The organism is Alcaligenes sp. 1735tsa3 (assembly GCF_024134565.1).
Taxonomy (GTDB): domain Bacteria; phylum Pseudomonadota; class Gammaproteobacteria; order Burkholderiales; family Burkholderiaceae_B; genus Alcaligenes; species Alcaligenes phenolicus.
In genome coordinates, this window is record NZ_CP099862.1 from 3336017 (window position 1) to 3356297 (window position 20281).

The window sequence follows — 20281 nt, forward strand, 5'->3', positions numbered from 1 at the left end:
AGAATCAGGACTTGCGAAACAACTGCGTCAAACCACCCAGCAGGCTGCTGGCATCGGTAATGTGAGATGGGTCAAACTGACCATTGGGGCTGGCTTGATTGATCAAGGACGGCAGCATGATCTTCAGATTATCCAGCACGCTTTGCTGATTCAAACCCGACAGGTCCACCAATTGCTTGATGGCCGGTTGCCCCATCACGCCCAGCAAATCCTGCTGGCCGATTTCCTGATTGCTGCCCTGCGAAATCCAGGACGACACCACATCACCAAACCCGCCCGAGCGAAAGCGCTCGATCAGGCCGCTCAAACCGCCTGGATAGCTGCTGATGACTTGAATCAGGGCGGGCAACAAGGCGCCCTGCTCTTTGGATTTGGAATCCGTAGCCGACAAGGCCGACACAACAGAATTAAGCAAACTCATTATTTTTCTCCCCAATGCACGGCCCCGCGCGTGGGCAGGTGCTGATATCAGGCCTCATTATGCCGCGACAGGCCGCCAGGCGGGGCGGATTAATTGTCAAGGTGGGTCAATAGATCACTGGCGGAAAGGCCCTATTGCCCTGAGCTGGGCCTACGCTACACTGGTTTCTCAATAGTCCGGCATCCCCCACAGACCGACTCCATGGAGACCCTGGAATGACGCAAGCTTCCTATACCGTCCTGTCCTCTGAAGAGACTGCTCGTGCCCTGCCTTATCCTGAACTGGTCGCCCAGCTAGGCAAAGCCATGGCCCAGTATGCTGCTGGTACTATCGTCGCCCCAACCCGTCAGGTTCTGGACTATCCCAAAACGGGGCAAATGCTGTCCATGCCAGCGGTTTCACACGATATAGGTGTTCATAAACTGGCTAATGTGATGCTGGACAACCAGCGGCAGGAACTGGGCAGTATCCAGGGCCTGGTCAGCGTCTACGACGCCCAGAACGGTTTGCCGCTACTGATTCTGGATGCACCCACCCTATCCGAACGCCGTACTGCAGCAGTATCCATGCTGGGTATTCAAGCCCTGTGGCCCCAAGGGCCGGAGCACATCACTTTGCTGGGGTACGGACAGCAGGCTGTCGCGCATTGCGATGCCATCATGACGCTGTACCCCAAAGCACGCGTCACCCTGACAGGCCGTAACCCAGACCGTGCACAGGCTGTGGCCACATCCTTGCAAGCCAGATTCGGGGACCGGGTCCAGGCCACCACGGCTGTTCCGGAAAAAACGGATGTACTGATCGCCCTGACCTCCAGCCTGACACCCGTGTATCACGAACCCGCACGCCTTGACCGCTTGCTGATTGGCTTGGGAGCCTTTCAACCAGATATGGCCGAGTTCGAGGCCCACACCTTGCTGGCCAGCCGTCTATATGCCGATGATGTCGCCGGCGCCCGCCAGGAAGCAGGCGACCTGATCCAGGCCGGCGTGGACTGGGAGCAAGTCCACAGCATTCACCAGGCGCTGCGTACCCCAGCCCCCAAAGACAAGCCCTTGTTCTTCAAATCAGTAGGCTCGGCTGCGTGGGATTTGGCAGCAGCACGTTGCGCCCTGCATCATTTAAACCAAGCCTAAATACTTAGGCTGTTAACTAGCTGACTTCACACGCCAAAGCGCGCCCAGAGTGTTACTCTGGCGCGTACAATCCCTTACAGTCACTTACCGATCTCTTTTTGCCGCCCTACCCATGACTTCTACGCTCCCTCCCACCGAAGACGATCCGTATCAGATCCAGTCCAAGTTTGAAATTCTGCGTGTTTTACGGGCTATCGAAAAAGGGGGCCTGTTACTGCACATGGAAGCCAATCAGGGCAATGACCGGATTGTCACCACCATTCTGGATATTGATCTGGACAATAACGTGGTGGTGATTGATACCGCCAACAAAGAAGAAAAAACCCGCAATCTGCTGCAGTCCGAACACACCCATTTCGAGACCTCGCTGGACAAGATCAAGGTGACGTTTCAGGGCCCCACCCCAGAGGTCGTGTCCTACGAAGGTCAGCCAGCCTTGGCGATCCCGATCCCCGAATCCATTCGCCGCTTGCAGCGACGTGAGTTCTTCCGCGTCAACGTACCCGTCAGCGAACCGGCCATGGTGATCTTGCGCTTGAATAACGAGTCCAAAAGCTTTCTGCTGCACGACATCAGTGGTGGCGGCTTGTCTTTGGTGGACGAATCGCAAACCCTGGCAGAGGTGATCGGCACGCATAAAACCGAATCCCTGCTGGAACTGCCGCAAGCCGGTTCTTTTGTTGTGGCGCTACAAGTAGCGCGTACGGAAACGCAGCAACTGCCTAATGGCAAACAGATTCAACGTTTGGGCTGTACCTTCATTGACCTGTCTGCCTCCACGCAGATGGCAATTCAGCATTACATCAGCCGCCTGGAACGCCAGCAGATCGCCAAACAGCGCGGTCACGGCTAATTCGATGCTTAGGGCATCCTCAAATCGCTGGGGGTGTCCACATCGCGCAAAATCCCCTCGTCCACCAAAGGCACAAACAAGGTCTGATCCTTGTTGGCCTGCAACAAGCCACGCGCGCCCTGCTCGTCTGCAAGCTCCAAAAGCTGCTGATGCCATTCCAATCCAAAGCCAACAGGGTTGCCGGGCTGGCCATTCAAAACGGGACGTACAATTCCGGCCCCATCCTGCACAGCCTGGGCCACCGCCGCTACGGTGCTTGGCCGCAACCAAGGCATATCCGCCAGCAGAACGACATAACCATAACGGGGACTGCAAGCGTGGATCCCGGCTTTCAGGCTGACACCCATACCGCGGATGGCCTCAGGTGCCTGAACAAATCTGACCGGCAAGCCACTCAGCTCCCGACGCAAAATCTGCTCATGGACATCACAAACAAGCAGCACTTCATCAAGCACGGACAAAGCCGTCTCACAGACGCGGCGCACCATCGTTCTGCCATCTTCAGTCTTGGCCAATAGCTTCAACTGCTGGCCCGACGGATCGAACCGCCTACCCAGGCCCGCCGCCAGAATAATGCCCGCCACTCCAGATACATGCTGCTGCCCTGCCATCCTGGCTCCTTTTGAACGATGTGGTGCCTCGTCGAAAATGCTTATTACTTCGCTCACTAGACTAATAGAAAGAAGCGTGGAGGAACAAGCTGGGTGAAAGAACATTGATTAGTGGATAAAAGAAGTCTCTGTGAAAACGCCATTCAGTCGGCCTGTTGATGTGTCCGGGCTGAGCACTTGCCGGTGCTACGCACCGGTACCCTAGTCAGGAGATAGCTACGGGCGCATCCTGAACTCGCGGGGTGGTTCGTCCCCCGGACGAACCACAAGCGTCCCGCTCAAACAGCAGGATGCTTGCACCCCTACGCTATCTCCTGCCCGCGGCAAGTACTCTGATCCGCCCCAACACATCAACAGGCCGACTGAACGGCTCACAATGGTTTTCTCTCTACCAAATCCTTGCTAATTCCTTGAAAAATAGGGCTTCTTTCCTTTCACCTCCTCTGCCAGTGCCGTTTGGGCTTTGAGTGAGGCCGGTGGATGGTTTTCTTGTGGGGCCCGGGTACGGCTTGGCGGGCGAGTCAGGGCTCTTGCCGCGGGCAGAGTGCTGGGGCGGGATGCAAGGGTCGTGCTGTTTGAGGAGCACGCTTGCGGTTTGTCCGGGGGACAAACCGCGCTCCGAGTTCACGACCCGCCCGCCCCAGCACTCTGACAAGGGAACCCACGCGCAGCGTGGGCAAGAGACCCGCCAAGACAAGCCGTACCCGGGCCCCACAAGAAAACACGCGACACTGGTTAAAGCCCAAACGGCACGCCCAGAAGAAGGCTCCTCTTAAACAACGACCACTCCTGCCAGCACACAATCCCTGGGCCTCGGCAAACCACCGCCCGTTTAAAAAACAGGGCCAAGGGTTTAAAACCATCCATATCCATTTGACACCATCTGATATATTTTCCCGACGCAGACCAAGGTAGCTCCCCCTACGTCAGCCCCTCACGATGCAGCAATAATGAACGCCCAACTCTAATCAAACTGTTTCCTCTACCTCAGGGGCCATCCAGTGCAAACAATATCTCGCGCTTTCAACACCTGCTTAACAATGAAACCAACAAAACTGTGTGCCGCCCTGGCGCTTGTCATTGCCCCACTGTCTGCTCAAGCCCTGGAAGACAGAATCATAGAAAACGCCTCGGGACGCCCCGTCTTTATCGCGCGTTTTTTTGAAATTGACGATGGTCCATTCGACGACGAGGGCACTACGTCCTCCTGGAGCTGGCAAGGTCATGAAGCTTACAAAAACGAGATCGTTGACGGCTTGGGCTATTGGGCTGAAATACTCCAGACCCAAGGTAACAATCCCCCAACCATCGTCAATATCGGTACGAGTAATGTGTCGGGCAACGCCTACGGTGGCTCACCCGAAGCCAATGACGGCCAAAGTCCGTTCACGCAAATGCAGCAAAATATCTTCGGCCTGTCGCCTGCCGCCGGCTCGCTACCGTTAGGTGGACATGGTTTGTTTGGCCTGGGCACAGACGACTACGCAACAAGTCCGGCGTTTACACAAACACCCCAGACCGGTAAAGACAGCGTACTCCTGACGACCATTCATGAGGTTGCTCATGGGCTGGGTATTTTGAGCAGCGTAGAAAACAGAGGCAATAAACAGGACATACGACCGTATTTCACAAGCCAGCTGAGTAGCTGGACGCAACTGCTAAGGGACGACAACGGTAATCCAGCACAGGCAGGACAGAAAGTTCTATGCAATGGCTGCAACACCTCTTACGACCCTGATGCCTTCGATCTGCGCCAGGACAAGGGTTTCCTAGTCGGTGCCAATATCGAGCAAGTCCTGGCTGGAGGCCTGCAGGGCGTGCCCGTCAAGATACTGGGGGAAAACGGCGACGTAGATGACAACTTCATGAGCCACATCGAACTTCGAAACAGCGTCATGAGCCACCAGAATTTCCGTAACTATTCGGGCTTCATGGAAGCTGAACTGGCCGTTCTGCAAGACCTGGGCTACACCATTGACCGGGGCAACTTCTTCGGGCGCTCGATCTACGGCGATGGCCTTGAACTGGTGAATACACAAGGCTTCTTTGCCCGCAATGCCCAGGGCACCCACTACCTTCCAGGTCAGTACAACCAATCCACTTTAGGCTTGGGCCTGCATATCTATGGCAGCAATAATCAGGTCCGACAAGCCGCTGACCTGCTGGCAGCAGGATCAGGCGGTGCAGGCATACGGGTCGATGGCGAGAACAACACCCTTGTCATCGACCCAGGCGTCAGAATCTACGCAGATGGTTTGAACGGGCGAGGCGTTCAATTTGCCTATGGTCGCGGACACACACTGGTTCATCGCGGCGATATCCAGGCTAGCGGACCTCAGGGTGTAGGCCTGCGTTTCGATTTTGGCACCAACTCGCTAGGCAACGAGACCGAGCGACGTGGATCCTACATCCGTAGCAGCGAGGGCAGCAATGAAGCCCTGCTCCCCGAACTGAACGGCCCCCTGGTTCAACAAGCCGACATCAGCGGGCGAGTTGCAGGTCAAGAAGCGGCCATCCTGATCTCTGACAATGCCTACGTTGAGCGCATCAACCTGATGCAAGGCGCACAAATTGAAGGCGATATAGTGTCGCATTACGCAGAACGCGACGACAACAACAAGCTGCGTCTGACTACGCTGTCCTTTGGTCAGGCTGCCAACAAGATGGGCCGCAGCATTGATCAGCCCGATGCCACATTCCACTTGAGCTACGCCGGCAACATCACCGGCAAAGACAATTTGGCCCTGTCATTTGACGGCGGCACAACGCAACTGAACGGCACCTTGCAGGTTCACAGCGCCACCATCAAGGAAGCGGCAACCTTGGGCGGGAATGCCAGCTTCGATCTGGCCAGCGGCAATGCTCTGATTAATGCCGGCACCCTGGCGCCCGGCAACTCCGTCGGACGCATCAATGTAAATGGCAACTTCCAACAAACAGCAACAGGCCGCCTGTTAGCCGAGTTTGATGGTAAAGGCGGCCACGACACCCTTGCCGTCAGTGGCCATGCTGACCTGGCCGGCACGCTGCAACTGACGCCCGCCGCCGACTGGTATCAAAACGCCTGGTCCGTCGACACAGGCTCGTTTGTTGAAGCAACCAGCTACAGCGGCAGCTTCGGCACCACTCAAATCGCCTCCGTATCGCCCACCTTGCAATTTGACGTTGCTCCTTTGGGTAATGAGCGCTATCACTTGTCGGCCACGCGAGCCAACAATGCCTATAGCCAGTATGGCCGCGACGAGAACCAGCAAGAAGCTGGCCAAGCCTTGTTCAAACTAGCCGCCGCTGGGCCAGCATCCGCACAAGGCCTGTTCCAGACGCTCGACTTCTCCGCTACCGACGGCTCCCAAATATCCGCCGCCCTGGACCAGATCTCACCGGCAGGCTACAGCGCTGCAATGGCCGGCTCCCTGATGCATGAGCGCTCGATCATGCAAACCGCCCGCCAAGGCCTGAGCCAAAGCATGCTGCGGCCCGGTACTGACTGGCAAGGCTACGCCTTGGTATTCGGTGCCAGTGGCGATCAAAACACGCGCGGGTCCATGCTTGGCTACGATGCCAACAGTTATGGCCTGATCGTTGGAGCTGGACGCGCCCTGGAAACGGCCCCCGACTTCGCCGTGGGAGCGCAGCTGGATATTTCAGACCTGTCGGTCAAGCCGGATGCCCCGTACTCCGGCAAGAGCAAAGCCTCCGCGTTCGGCCTTGCAGCCCATCTGCAATACCGCCCCGGTGCTCGGGAAGGTCTTTTTGCATTCAGCGGGCTGCGCCTGGGTCTGGAACAAGCCGATATGCGCAGGCAAATTGCCATTGGAGACTACCAGGCCACGCACTCGTCTGACTGGACAGGACGCAACCTGTCGATTGACGCCGGCACAGGCTACCTGTGGCAGTTGAACCCATCCTTTTCTGTCGGACCCTTTGCCAGCATGAACTATGCCCTGGTGTCCCGCCCATCGGTCGACGAATCTGGCAATGCGGCCACTCGACTTCATCTGGACAGCAAGCGCGTAGACGCCTTGCGCTCCAGCCTGGGGCTGACGGCGGAATGGAAGCGCGCCCTGGCTGATGGCAGCAACTTGGCCGTGAACGTTGACATTGGCTGGAATCACGAATGGCTGGATCGCGACCTGACTCAAGCTGCCCGTTTCGCCATTGCATCCACAGATACGACGTTCAATACCCGCAGTAGCGTACTGCCTCGCGACACGATGAGCCTGCGAACTGGCCTGACCTGGCAACGCAGTGAGCGTCTGTCGATTGGCACCAGCATCAGTTCACAGTTCGGCGGCGGGTATTCATCGCTGCAAGGACAGATGAATCTGCGCTGGGCGTTTTAAAAACAGATGGCCTCACACGGACCTGAACAGCAACTATAAAAAAGCCCCCGAGAGTCGTTCGACTCCCAGGGGCACAGGTCCGACAGCCTGCCCCCAAGCGGCAGACTACCGATACTCGATCAAAGTCCGATCAACTTCATCGCTTCTTCACGCGTTGCCACGGTGGCGTACTTCTGACGCATATCGAACAGGTTCGCCTCGTGAGGGCTAATCGCACGGTCACCCACGCAATCCGATACCACCAGGGGACGGAAACCCAGTTGCATCGCATCGACCACGCTGGAACGCACACAACCGCTGGTCACGGCGCCGGCAACCAGCAGTGTTTGCACACCACGCTGGGTCAACCAAGCCGCCAAGGGCGTACCGAAAAACGCCGACGGCACGTTCTTGCGAACGATGAACTCACCGGGCGCAGGAGCCAGTTCCGGCACGATATGGCTGTTGTGCGCGTCTTCGGTCAGACCCAGCATGCCGGGCACTTTAATGCTGAAGATGTTGTTATCAGCGCCATCGTCGGCATACACGATACGCGTATGCGCCACTGGCCAGCCCTGTTCACGCGCCGTTGCCAACAGCTTCTGTGTGTTCTCGATAGCTTCAGGGATATTGCCGCCACCAAACACGGCAGGATCCGCAAAGCCATTCACCAGATCAATAATCAACAAGCCGTAAGGAGCTTTAGGCTCCAGCGTCGACCCAAACCCTTGTTGAGCGTAAACCGCTCCCTCATTCGTACTCACCAACGCCTCCGTCCAGTACTTTGCCATCACGCACGACAGCGCGGCCATCCAGGCTGACCGTGCAATTGCGCAAAGGAATATCAATGTGGCATGCGGTTGTGCGCTTGCCGCCAGCTTCATTGTTCGGGCCCAGGGAGAACAGGAAGTTACCCTCGAACGCACGCGCATCCATGCCAATGGTGTTCTCACGCGAGTACAGACCCAAGGTGGACCAGTGAGCGCGTGGCTGCAAACCCCAACCAATGTGGGAAATGGCATAACCTTCGGGATCGTTGAAGGTCTTCATGTATTCGTCCAGCAGCTCGGCTTCGATACCACCTTCAATCTTGGTGGCATAGCCGTTTTCCACGGTCAGAATGATCTGCTCGGTAGAGTATTTCTTCTGTGGCAACAGGATGTCGCCCTTGTCGATCACGATGGTGCCGTTAGTGCCCAGCTCGTTCGGCCAGGTCAGCACAAAACCGCTGGGCCAGTGGTCCCAACGACCGGGCTCATCCACAAAACCGTATTCACGAATCGCCGGGAATTCACCCAGCGGGCAACGCAGGTTCGTACCGGCAGGAGAGGTGATGCTCATTTCCTTGGCGGCCTTGATCAAAGCGGCCGCCGCAGTCACGCGTGTACGATCCGCTTCCGTTGGCACCGTGCGAACCAGAATTTCTGGTGGCTCCACGGCCAGCAGAATCTTCGTGCCCGACTTCAGAATGTCGATCTGCTCGGGCGAGAACAACAGGGTCATCAAGTCCAGCACCAGATCACTGGCCTTCAGGGCTGCAATCGCTGCTTCGTTACCCGTCAGCGGGGTCGTACCCAGGTAGGCCAGCGAGTCACGGCTCAAGGCTTTTTCCGCGTTGACCGGCAACAAGTCCAGGCGATTCACAATCGCACCCATGGACTGAGCGGCAATCTGCGCACACTGCATGGTTTGCGGATGCGTGGTCGAGCTGGTCAGCAAGGTCACGGTTTGACCGGCCTGCAGCTTGGACAGGCGTAGCACTTCTTGCCATGCCTCGATAAGTTGGTAATCACTAACTGCCATCTTGTCTCTCCTTGTGAAAAGTTCCGACACTGACGCGGAACCTTTGCATCACGACGGGCCGCCCATGCGGCCCTTTCAACATCACACCAAGCGCTGGCCCAGGAAATCACCGAAAGCTTCGTAAAAGCCTGCTTCGTTATCCCAAGGAATCATGTGACCGGCATCAGGCACGCGAACGTGCTGAACGCCAGGGGCCAGCTGCTGAATCTCGGCCACATCCTCGTCACGCACCACGTCACCACGCTCGGCTGTCATCAGCAAGGCAGGCACGGTCAAATGCGGGAAGTCGACATGAATATCGTCGGTATGAAAGCCCTCAAAGCTGGCCAGAATCGCAGGCTCATGGCAGGTGTGCAGCCACTGGGCACGCAATTGCAATTGCTCTTCGGTCCAGGTCGGGCAAAAGGCACGCATGTCTTCTGCGGTGCAGCCTTTGCGAGCCATCGCCATGGAATCGACGTACCAGGGCAACTTGGAGGGATAAGCGCGACGACCTGGGCCGGACACTGGCGGATCAACCATCACCAGACGGTTCAGGCCCTCGCTGCTCTTGTGAGCGGCACGCAAACCAATGCGGGCACCCATGGAGTGACCGACCACGATGTAGTCCTTCAGGCCCAGCGCCTGAGCCAGTGCAATCAAGTCATCCGCCTGCGCATCCAGGCTGTAATCCATACCTTCAGCCGCTTCGCTCAAGCCGCGACCACGTACGTCTTGAATGTAGGTATCAAAGTGCTTGCCGAACTGCTCGCCCACAAAGCCCCAAGTTACTGCCGGGCTGGTAATGCCGGGAACGATGATGACTGCTGGGCGCTGATCGCGACCCTCGCTGGAGCCACCGTAACGCAAGTAATGCTGACGAATGCCATTGGCATGAACATGGCCGCCGTAAAGAAAGGTACTCATTAATCTGTCCTTGGATTGAAACCGTCAGGCCCTAAGCCCGACCCATGAAAACTGCTGCTGCCTAGGCCATTTGAGGCGTAGCAGCCAGCGCGGCCCGGACCACATCCGGTGTAAAAGGCACCTGCCGAAAACGTCGGCCAGTTGCATCAAACAAAGCATTGGCAATGGCCGAGGCACAGGGTACGGAGGCGGATTCGCCCGACCCCATAGGCGGCTCGGACTGCCTGTCCATCAAAATCACCTCTATGGGCGGGATACGCGGGAAATCCACAATAGGATAGGCACCCCACTCCGCACTGACTACGCCCTGTGCGTTAAAGCGCACCTGTTCATACAACGTGCGGCTCAAGGACTGAATCACATTGCCGTGAATCTGGTGACGCACACCGGCCGGGTTCACCATCTGCCCGGTATCCTGACCCACATAAATCTTCTGCACGTCGATCACGCCCGTTTCTATATGGACCCGCAAATCCAGTAACCAGGCTGACCAGGCCGCCCCGAAACCAGGGAACTTGCTGTGTATATAACGGGCGTACGACAGACCACGGCCATACAAATAGCCCTGCTCATCCGGCTGCCCGCGCGAACCACGCTGCCCAATCTGCCAGTGCCCCTTATCCGCCACCGCCTGCAGCAGTTCCTGAGCACGTTCATCCTGATCCAGATAACGCAGGCGATAGGTCAAGGGGTCCACACCCGCTTCCACTGCCAGCTCATCCAGAAAGCAGTCATGCGCAAAAGAGTTGGGCATGGCCGACACGCCGCGCAACCAGGAAGCGCGCACAATCGCGGGCATGTCCTGACACACAATGCGCTGCTTGGGATAGCTGTAAGGCGGTACGGCCGTACGGTCCCCCATTTCCAATTGACGGGGGGACGCCGACTCCCGCCCCGTCAGCAAGAGCGCCAGATTCGGCGCATCGTTGGAGGGGTAATGGGTCACAAAATCGTAATGACGCAGTTGCCCTTGGGCATCAATGGAGCCTTCGATATCCATCAACTGAGCAGCGCCTTTAGGCTCCCAGCCGTGTTCTTGCTCTCTTGTCAGTTGCACACGCACCGGCGCACCTACGGCTCGGGACAAGAGCAAGGCATCCGCACACACATCGTCAGCACAATTACGGCCATAGCAACCGGCCGCTTCGTGACGGATGATCTCCAGACCGGCCTCGTCCTCTTCCAGCAACTGGCTCAAATGAACGCGCAACATATGCGGGTTCTGCGAGCCTGACCAGATCCGGCTATGACCGGGCTGATAGTCCGCCACCGCGCAAGACGGACCAATAGAGGCATGCAGCTGAAAAGGCCAGACATAGCTACGCTTCAAGCGTTTGCCTTCTGGCGGCAGCTCGTCAAAACCCGGCCCTTTATCGGCCAGCAAACGCTCTGTCATGGGCTGACGACGAATCAGCTGCTCCAGATTGCTCATATCCTCCAGCGGAGGAATCGCTTTCCAGCGCACTTTCAATTCGCGAGCAGCACGCATGGCGTGTTCTTCACGACGCGCGACCACACCAATAAAGTCGCCAATCACCACGACTCGCACATCGTCGCCAATATGACGGATGGACTCCTCGTCCACGGATTCCAGGCTGCGACCGATGAAGTCGCCGCTATCACGCCCTATATAAGGAGGACGCACAACACGGCCATGCAACATACCGGGCACGCGCACATCGTGCACATACACCCACTGCCCTGCGACCTTGCCCGGAATATCGACACGCGCCTGGGCTGTCCCTACAATGCGCAATTGTTCGGCCGGTTTGGTGGGAGTTTCTTTATCCAGATAGGCCCGCAGTTCCAGACCCTCCAGCAGTTGCCAGTACGTCAGGCTGCGCCCGTCCGGGGCAATGATGGTGCCGTCTTCCACGCGTAATTGATCGGCAGGCAGTGCCCAGCGTTCTGCGGCTTGTGCCAGCAGCAATTGACGTGCTTGAGCCGCCGCCTTGCGCAGCGGTACAGCATGAATCTGAATCGAAGCACTGGCGATGGTGGGGCCTTGATTGGGCACCGCATCGGTATGACCCAGCACCATTTGCACGCGTGCCATGGGCACATCCAGCTCGTCGGCCACAATCTGACTCAGTGCAGTTTGAATGCCGGTACCCAGATCCACGTGCCCATTAAAAGCGCGCACCCAGCCCTGTTCGGACACGGCGACAAAGACATCGTCGTGCGCCTGCAAATACTCGGACACCACGCCGGGCTGGCCGGGCGAAGGCTTGGGAGGCCGCGCCGGTGCCGCTAAAATCAGCAAGGTGCCAGACGCCCTGAGCAAGTCTTGCTGCTGGTGGCGCGGCGCATCGTAAGACATCACACTCTCCTGGCTGGGCTTTATATAAGGGGCTGGAAACCGGCCATCAGGGCTCCATCCCTGAAAACCTGCCTGAAACGCCCCCTGGCAAAACATTGATTACTAGCGTACACGCCCTAATAAAAACAAATGCAGTGCGCTTCAACCCATTTATCGCAACTACTATAAAGAGAAAATCAAGGGCTTAATAATCAGTGTAAACCCTATATTAAATAAGATTAGACCGAATTTCGAACGGCTTCCCAAGAGGGCTTTGATTGATACCTCAAGGGAGTAGTAGAATCTATTTACTCGATAAATTAAAGTGTATACACTTAATTTAAGCATATCAATACCGAGCTGATAAAAGCACCGCACACGCTGTCCGACAACAAGGTGCGATCTACCAAAGGTGAAACCCATGAACCCTTGTACTCGCCCGCACACCTTGCGGGTCAATCAAGAGACCCACATCATCGAGGTGGAACCCGATACGCCGCTGCTTTATGTATTGCGTAACGACCTGGAACTGAATGGCCCCAAATTCGGCTGTGGCCTGGGTGAATGTGGCGCCTGTACGGTGCTGGTCGATGGTGTGGCCGCCCGCTCCTGTGTTGTGCCTGTCAGCCTGGTAGAAAACCGTCAGATCACTACCTTGGAAGGCTTGGCCCGGAACGGCCAGCCTAATGATGTTCAGCAGGCATTTATTGACTGCCAGGCCGCACAATGCGGCTATTGCCTCAATGGCATGGTCATGACTGTGCAGGCCCTTCTGGAACGCAATCCGCAAGCCACCGAAGAGCAAATTCGGGACGAGCTGCGCTATAACCTGTGCCGTTGCGGCACACACGTAGAAATCATGCAAGCCGCTGTACGCGTCGCAAAGGCCCGGCAATGAGTCATTCAGTACAAGACCTTTCCCGAGCGTTGTGGCCGGAACTGCCTGCTGGCACCAGCCTGCTGCATGGCGCTGTTGTACGCCCTCCTTACTGGTCGTACGAGAACGGGCAGTATCTGGGTGCTGAATTACAGACCGTAAACCAGCAGGCCGCCCTGCAAGTGCCTGGTGTCGTGGCCTGTGTGCATATGGGCAATTTTCTGGGTGTGCTGGCGGTACAAGCCGAGCAGGCTCAGCAAGGCGCTGCTTTGCTGGATGCACGTTGGGCTACGCCCGTCGCAGCAAACCAGGCTGCGCTTCCAGCGAATGAGGATGTTGCTGCTACGCTTAGCACCCCTGATCAAAGCTATGAATGGCAATCTGCCGCCGAGCATCAGGAAACTGCCTGGGCCCGTGCCTGTTATCACGACAAACAGCTTTATGTTTGGGCGCATACGCAGCGCCCCGCGGCCCTGCTGATTGAGCTGCAAGCCTTGAGCGGCCTGCCCAGCGAACAGATCCATTTGCAGGATATTGCCGGTAATCAGGCCGATGCTTACGACTGTGCCATGGATGCGGCAGTCATGGCCTTTGGGCGCCCCCAGGCCGTACAAGTTCGTGCCAGCCACAGTGCAGACATCATTCGCCTGAGTGTCTTTAAAGGCACTGCAGAGCCAAACGACCTGAATGCCCATTTGCGGGCCACCCGCTGGCAACTGAATACCTTGTCCGGTGCGCGCCCTTCTCTGGCGGCCATTCTTTGCGGTCAGCCAGGTTTGCCCAGCAGCGGCCCGACCGTAAAAAGTGATTACTTCTCCGCCCCTACACCTAACTATGATGGCGCAGCCGCCAGCAGCGACCCCGACAGCCTGGCCCAGGCCACGATCTTTGCTCAAGAGTCGCAGTTCGATCAAGACTGCCACAGCCTGGGACTGGACCCCTTGGCGGCACGACTGGAACAAGTCAGTAGTCCCCAAGGTCGAGATCTGCTGCAACGGGTTGCCGAACAGTCGGACTGGTCCGAACCCTTGCCCGCCCATCAAGGCCCTTTACGCAAGGGTCGCGGGCTGGCCTACAGCCATATTGTTGAACACGTCCCCGGACAAGCTGCGCGCGAGCAGTGGTCCGCCTGGGCCGTGGATGTTAGCGTCGATACCCGCCAAGGCACACTCAGCATAGACAAGCTGACCATTGGCCACGACAGCACCGAACTGGGCAATGCCGAGCAGACCCCAGAGTCTGCACCCGCCTTGGCCGACCGACTAGGCCGTTGGGCGCAGCAACTGCTGGCCAAGGGCGTGGGCAAAGGCGGCGAAGGTCATAGCGACAGCCCCGTCAAAGAAACAGCCGACAAGCCAGCCGTTCAGCTGGTCAAACGGGAGTCTGCTGTAGGCCAGCCTTTGGCCTGGAATCAGGGCGTGGAACTGCCTGCCGCTGCCGCCATTGCCAATGCAATTTTCAATGCCAGTGGCATACGTCTGACCAGCGCGCCCTTTAGCGAACAGTCTTTGACACTGGGCTATCAGGCCGATAAGACAGGCAGCAGCAAAAAACGCAAAGCCTGGTGGGGTGCCTTGGCCGCGGTCGCCACCGGCACAGTCTTGAGTGCCCTGCCCTGGCGACCTGCCATTGCACCGGTCGGCCAGGTGGATACCTCCATCTTTTCAGAGCTGGCCATCGAACGCGGCCGCCTGGTTGCGATTGCGGGCGACTGCATGGTCTGCCACACCGCTGAAGGCGGCACACCCAATGCGGGCGGTCTGGGTTTGGATACGCCGTTTGGCACGATCTATACCACCAACATCACCCCGGACAAAGAAACCGGCATAGGCAGCTGGAGCTACAAAGCCTTTGAACGTGCCATGCGCGAAGGTATTCATCAGGACGGTCGCCACCTGTACCCGGCCTTTCCTTACACAGCCTTTGCCAAGATCAGCGATGAGGACATGCAGTCCCTCTATGCCTACTTGATGACGCAAGAGCCGGTGAAATCCGAAGTGCCTGAAACCAAACTGCCCTTCCCCATGAATATGCGGCCTTTGGTAGCGGGCTGGAACCTGCTGTTTCACCGTGATCCGAATGCCTACGTGCCGGACCCCACGCAAACTGTGCAGTGGAACCGGGGAGCCTATCTGGTCAATAGCAGCGGCCACTGTGCCGCCTGCCATAGCCCGCGCAATATGCTGGGAGCCGAGAAAGGGGGTGAAGCGAATTTCCTGGCCGGTGGTTTTGCGGACAACTGGGAAGCTCCTGCACTCAATAGCTTGTCCAAAGCCCCCATCCCCTGGACAGAGCAGGAGCTGTACCAGTACTTGCGTACCGGCTATTCGCCCCGTCATGGCGTAGCAGCAGGACCAATGGGACCGGTCGTGGCGGGTTTGGCAGAACTGCCTGAATCCGATGTCCGCGCCATGGCGCATTATCTAAGCAGCCTGAACCCGGTCGAGAGCGAACAAGAACAAACGCACGCCGCTCAGGCCGCGCTTTTGGAGCAGAACAGCCGCAGCAATAAGGAAGTGATGTTGATGCCGGGTGAAAACCTGTTCAACGGGGCTTGTGCTGTTTGTCACGACCCGCGCGGTGGGCCGGTGCTATTTGGTGCCCGCCCGTCCCTGGCCTTGAACAGCAATCTGCACAGCGAGCATCCGGACAATACGATTCAGGTATTGATGCACGGCATTACCCGTCCGGCACAGCCTGCTCTGGGCTCCATGCCCGGTTTCAAGAACAGCATGAATGACGAGCAGATGGAAGATTTGCTGAACTATATGCGGGCGCGTTTTGCTCCGGACAAACCGGCCTGGACCGGGCTGAAAGACAAGATTGCGACCATCAGGGAGCAGAAGGGACACTTGTAGACGGAGGGTGTCCGCAGAGAGTGTTTGGACACGTGGCAAACGAAACAAAGGCGGCTTCAAGTTTTCACTTGGCCGCCTTTGTTTTATGGTTCACATCGCCTTCAGACTTGGCCAAGGCCAAGATCCCAGCCAGGCCCGGACTCAAAACCCATCAGCCGGAAAAACCCCCAGCCTCCAGGAACTTCTGCTCTTCCGCCGTGGTAGTACGCCCCAGGATCGAATTACGGTGCGGGAAGCGGCCAAAGCGCTCCACCACATCCAGATGCTCTTCGGCGTGATCCAGCCAGGGACGGCCAATTTCCTGATTCAGACGCACGGCCTCTTGCTGATCGGCCAGGTTCTCTGCATGGGAATACGGCAGGTAGCAGAACACCCGACGCTCCACCGGAATCTGTTTATCCAGCCCCTTGGCCACCATTTCCTTGGCAATCGCCAACCCCTTCTCATCGGTCGCATACATGCGCGTGGTATTGCGAAAAGAGTTGCGCGGAAACTGATCCAGCAGAATCAGCAAGGCATAGGCTCCTTCTGCCGTCTGTGCCCAATCATCCAGCTCGCCCCTGGCAGCACGTTCGTGCCAGTCCAAAAACCGTTCGCGAAATTCCCGGTCAAAGTCATCGGACTTGCGAAACCATTTCTCTGGCCCTGATTCAATCCAGAAATCAATCACTGCCTGAGGATTGGGACGTGCATCTGCCATGGTGTTCTCCTGAAGCCGGTCTGGCCTCCAATACGGGGAGGCCCGAAGTTAGACGGACAGGTAAGTGCGCCGCACTTGCTCGTTGGCACTTAATTCCTGCATGGCGCCACTGTACCGTATTTGCCCCTTTTCCAGCACATAAGCCCGATCCGACACCAGCTCGGCAAAATGCAAATTCTGCTCGGACAGCAAGATGCTGACACCGGCCTGCTTCAGCTCCAGAATCATGTGCACCATCTGCTCCACAATCACGGGAGCCACGCCCTCGGATGGTTCGTCCAGCAAGACCAGATAAGGATTGCCCATCAAGGTGCGCGCGACGGTCAGCATTTGTTGCTCGCCCCCACTCATCTGCCCACCGGGCCTGTCCTGCATTTGACCCAGATTCGGAAACAGGCTGTACAAGCGCTCGGGCTGCCAGTGCGGAGCTGCTGTACCATCGGGCCAGCGCCGTGCTGGCTGACGTCCCACTTCCAGATTTTCCGTGACGCTCAGGTCGGTAAAGATACGCCGGTCTTCGGGCACAAAGCCCAAACCTGCGCGTGCGATTTCAAATGGCTGCTTGTCGTGAATGGCCTGGCCCATGAATTCAATGTGACCGTCGCAGCGCTCCATCAAACCCATAATGGATTTCAAGGTAGTGGACTTGCCCGCGCCGTTACGCCCCATCAAGGCGACCACTTCACCACGTTGCACAGTCAGTGACAGGTCAAACAAGATATGCGCAGCACCGTACCAGGCATTCAAGCCATCCACACTTAGCAAAGGCTGCTTGTCGGCCACGCCTGTGGCAACCCGCTCAGAACCGGCTACTAAATCCTGCATCATGCGGGCTCCTTGTTCTCGAATGTTTTGCCTGTGCCAAAGTACACCTCCTGCACCTTGGGATGCTGACGGATATAGTCTGCATCCCCTTCTGCCACCAGCCGACCACGGGCCAGCACCAACATGCGGTCCGAGTGCTCGAACACCACGTCCATACTGTGCTCGGTAAACAGCACACCCATATTGCGTTCGATCACCAGTTTTTTGGTCAGGCGCATCAGCTCATTACGCTCTTTGGGTGCCATGCCTGCCGTGGGTTCGTCCATCAGCAAAAGACGGGGGTCGTTGGCCAATGCAATCGCCAGCTCTACCCGCTTCACGTCCCCGTAAGCCAGCTCGCTACAAGGGCGTTCGGCCTGCGCCAGCATACCCACCTGATCCAGCAAATCCAGCGCACGAGCCCGTTCGAACTGAGCCGCCCGACGCCAGAAGGAAAACAGTTTTTTCTGATGCGCCAGCAAGGCCATCTGCACGTTTTCCACCACCGTCAGGGACGCAAAAGTTGCGGCGATCTGAAAGGTACGGCCCACCCCCAAGGCAGCAATCTTGCGCGGGGCCAGCCCTACCAGTTCCTGATCGCCCAAACGCACTGACCCGGCTGTAGGCGTCAATTGCCCGCCCACCATATTGAAGGTGGTGGTTTTGCCAGCCCCATTGGGGCCGATCAAGGCCAGAAACTCTCCGGCCTGCACATCAAACTCGATACCGTCTACGGCCAGATTGCCGCCAAACGCTTTTTTAAGACCTCGTACTTGCAGCAAACTCATGACGATGCCTCCGGTGCTACGCGGCGATGCGCCCAGCGTTTGAAAAAGCCGGCAATACCCTGCGGGAAAGCCAGAACCAGCAGCAGAATCACGCCACCGAACAAGGCGCGCCAATACTGTGTAATGCCCAGGAAGAAGTCCTGCAGCAAGGTGAATACGGCTGCACCCACCACTGGCCCAACCAGAGTTTGCAAACCACCCAGCAAGACCATGACCAAGCCATCCACGGACTTGTTCACCGCAATCACTTCGGGCGAGACACTACCCTTGGAAAACACGAACAAGGCGCCAGCCAGACCAGCAAACGTCCCCGCCAGAATAAAGGTCAGCCACTGCACGCGTTTGACGGGAATGCCAATTGCCTCAGCCCGCAAGGCCGAATCCCGGCTGGCACGCATGGCGTAACCAAAGGGGGAGAACAAGATGCGACGCAACAGGAAGGCCGCTGCCACCACCAGCAGCAAGGCAAAGTAATAGTAGCGATCACCCGACAGCCACTCCGCAGGCCAGATACCGACCACGCCATTGGAGCCACCCGTAAAGCTGTCCCACTGATACACAATCGACCAGATAATCTGTGCGAAAGCCAGGGTCAGCATAGCCAGGTAAACACCGGACAGACGCACGCAGAACCAGCCAAAGATCAGCGCACCCAAGCCTGCGACAGCTGGAGCCAGAACCAGGGACCAGCCCATGGACAAGGCCGCCGCCTTGAACAACAGGGCAGCCGCATAAGCGCCTAGACCAAAGTAAGCAGCATGACCAAAGGAGTTCATGCCCCCTGGCCCCATCATGAAATGCAGGCTCAAGGAGAACAGGGACAAAACCAGAATATCCAGAGCCAGCACGGGCGCATACGGGAACCAGTCGCTCATCAAAGGCAAGGCTGCCATCACACCCAGAACCACCAGCACCATGATCTGGAACGCTCCACTACCAGCACGAAGAGGCGCTTCGATAGGGGCCGAGTTACGGCTGACGGCTTGAGCACGTCCAAACAAGCCCCAGGGCCGGAACACCAGCACCACGGCCATGAAGATGAATTCCACCACCAGCGTCAACTTCGGAAAGGCAAAGTCCACACCAAAGAAGGTGACCGTGCCCAGCGCAATACACAGGGCCTTCAATTCAGCGACAATCAGGGCAGCCACGTAAGCGCCGGGGATGGAGCCCATGCCACCGACCACCACAATCACAAAGGCATCCCCAATCACGCTCAAGTCCAGCAGCAGATTGGCGGGCTGACGCGGCAATTGCACAGCACCACCCAAACCCGCCAGGAAGGCACCCAAGGCAAACACACCCGTAAACAACCAGGCCTGATTCACACCCAGCGCACCCAGCATTTGTCTGTCGTGGGTCGCGGCGCGCACCAGCACCCCCCATCGGGTACGGGTGAGCAAGAGCCACAGCAAGCCCAGCACTACCGGACCGATCACGATCAGCACCAGGTCATAGACCGGGAAGAAGCGCCCTGCAATGGAAATAGAACCGTTCAAACCCGGAGCCAGCGGCCCCAGCAGATCTTCCGGCCCCCACACGGCCAAAGCGCCATCATTAATCACCAGCACCAGGGCAAAAGTAGCCAATAACTGGAACAGCTCGGGCGCTTTATAAATACGCCGCAGCAGCACGATCTCCAGCAAGGCCCCCAAGGCGCCTACCAGCAAGGCTGCCACAATCAAGCCTGCCCAGAACCCCAGCGCCGAGCCCCCCATGAACTGCACGGTGGAGTACGCCATGTAGATGCCCAGCATATACAGGGAACCGTGTGCAAAGTTGACGATGCGTGTCACCCCGAAGATCAGGGACAAACCCGCCGCCACCAGGAACAAAGACGATGCCTCGGCCAGCCCGTTAAGGAACTGCACCCATAAACCCGATAAGGCCATTACTGCCTCGC

Annotated in this window: 15 protein-coding genes; 5 read left to right on the forward strand and 10 right to left on the reverse strand. The window is 57.6% G+C overall.

Annotation, left to right across the window (positions count from 1 at the left end; genetic code table 11):
* Positions 1-4 precede the first annotated feature (4 nt).
* On the reverse strand, positions 5-421 hold the full coding sequence (locus NIZ92_RS15495) for a YidB family protein (protein WP_022983226.1): 417 nt from the start codon (positions 419-421) through the stop codon (positions 5-7).
* A 215-nt stretch (positions 422-636) separates the two neighbouring features.
* On the opposite strand from NIZ92_RS15495, the gene NIZ92_RS15500 reads away from it, so the two are divergent.
* Positions 637-1557, forward strand: coding sequence for a delta(1)-pyrroline-2-carboxylate reductase family protein (locus NIZ92_RS15500; protein WP_254002217.1), 921 nt, complete (start codon positions 637-639; stop codon positions 1555-1557).
* Positions 1558-1669: 112 nt separating this feature from the next.
* The gene (locus NIZ92_RS15505) at positions 1670-2410 is read left to right on the forward strand and encodes a flagellar brake protein (protein WP_226349436.1); all 741 of its coding nucleotides are present in this window, start codon (positions 1670-1672) and stop codon (positions 2408-2410) included.
* Positions 2411-2418: 8 nt separating this feature from the next.
* Here the strand turns inward: NIZ92_RS15505 and NIZ92_RS15510 are convergent, their stop codons facing one another.
* Positions 2419-3021, reverse strand: coding sequence for an NTP transferase domain-containing protein (locus NIZ92_RS15510; protein WP_137431239.1), 603 nt, complete (start codon positions 3019-3021; stop codon positions 2419-2421).
* Between the two features lie 1040 nt (positions 3022-4061).
* Here NIZ92_RS15510 and NIZ92_RS15515 point away from each other — a divergent pair.
* The gene (locus NIZ92_RS15515) at positions 4062-7364 is read left to right on the forward strand and encodes an autotransporter domain-containing protein (RefSeq protein WP_254002218.1); all 3303 of its coding nucleotides are present in this window, start codon (positions 4062-4064) and stop codon (positions 7362-7364) included.
* Between the two features lie 119 nt (positions 7365-7483).
* On the opposite strand, the gene NIZ92_RS15520 is transcribed toward NIZ92_RS15515, so the two are convergent.
* The 4 genes from NIZ92_RS15520 to NIZ92_RS15535 form a co-directional block, all read right to left on the reverse strand.
* Positions 7484-8107 carry an N-carbamoylsarcosine amidohydrolase gene (locus NIZ92_RS15520; RefSeq protein WP_254002219.1) on the reverse strand — a complete coding sequence of 208 codons (624 nt, stop codon included), beginning with the start codon at positions 8105-8107 and terminating at the stop codon, positions 7484-7486.
* On the reverse strand, positions 8094-9146 hold the full coding sequence (locus NIZ92_RS15525) for a 2,5-dihydroxypyridine 5,6-dioxygenase (protein WP_226349805.1): 1053 nt from the start codon (positions 9144-9146) through the stop codon (positions 8094-8096). The genes NIZ92_RS15520 and NIZ92_RS15525 overlap by 14 nt, the downstream gene beginning before the upstream one ends.
* Before the next feature lie 81 nt (positions 9147-9227).
* Positions 9228-10052: an alpha/beta fold hydrolase gene (locus NIZ92_RS15530; protein WP_254002220.1), complete on the reverse strand. Its 825-nt coding sequence runs from the start codon at positions 10050-10052 to the stop codon at positions 9228-9230.
* Positions 10053-10113: 61 nt separating this feature from the next.
* Positions 10114-12372 (reverse strand): xanthine dehydrogenase family protein molybdopterin-binding subunit, encoded by a 2259-nt coding sequence (locus NIZ92_RS15535; RefSeq protein WP_254002221.1) that lies wholly within the window; start codon positions 12370-12372, stop codon positions 10114-10116.
* A gap of 400 nt (positions 12373-12772) precedes the next feature.
* Here NIZ92_RS15535 and NIZ92_RS15540 point away from each other — a divergent pair, with 400 nt between their 5' ends.
* On the forward strand, positions 12773-13249 hold the full coding sequence (locus NIZ92_RS15540; RefSeq protein ID WP_035273699.1) for a (2Fe-2S)-binding protein: 477 nt from the start codon (positions 12773-12775) through the stop codon (positions 13247-13249).
* A complete protein-coding gene (locus NIZ92_RS15545) occupies positions 13246-16086 on the forward strand; it encodes a c-type cytochrome (RefSeq protein ID WP_254002222.1) in 2841 nt (946 codons plus the stop codon). Before NIZ92_RS15540 ends, NIZ92_RS15545 begins: the two co-directional genes overlap by 4 nt.
* A 151-nt stretch (positions 16087-16237) precedes the next feature.
* Here the strand turns inward: NIZ92_RS15545 and NIZ92_RS15550 are convergent, their stop codons facing one another.
* The 4 genes from NIZ92_RS15550 to NIZ92_RS15565 are packed head-to-tail and all read right to left on the reverse strand — an operon-like array spanning position 16238 to position 20270.
* Entirely contained in the window at positions 16238-16786 is a 549-nt protein-coding gene (locus NIZ92_RS15550; protein WP_254002223.1) for a DUF924 family protein, read from the reverse strand.
* A gap of 48 nt (positions 16787-16834) precedes the next feature.
* On the reverse strand, positions 16835-17611 hold the full coding sequence (locus NIZ92_RS15555) for an ABC transporter ATP-binding protein (RefSeq protein ID WP_088453187.1): 777 nt from the start codon (positions 17609-17611) through the stop codon (positions 16835-16837).
* Positions 17611-18378, reverse strand: a complete 768-nt coding sequence (locus tag NIZ92_RS15560; RefSeq protein WP_035273692.1) for an ABC transporter ATP-binding protein — start codon at positions 18376-18378, stop codon at positions 17611-17613. Before NIZ92_RS15560 ends, NIZ92_RS15555 begins: the two co-directional genes overlap by 1 nt.
* Positions 18375-20270 carry an ABC transporter permease gene (locus NIZ92_RS15565; RefSeq protein WP_035273689.1) on the reverse strand — a complete coding sequence of 632 codons (1896 nt, stop codon included), beginning with the start codon at positions 20268-20270 and terminating at the stop codon, positions 18375-18377. The genes NIZ92_RS15560 and NIZ92_RS15565 overlap by 4 nt, the downstream gene beginning before the upstream one ends.
* Positions 20271-20281 lie beyond the last annotated feature (11 nt).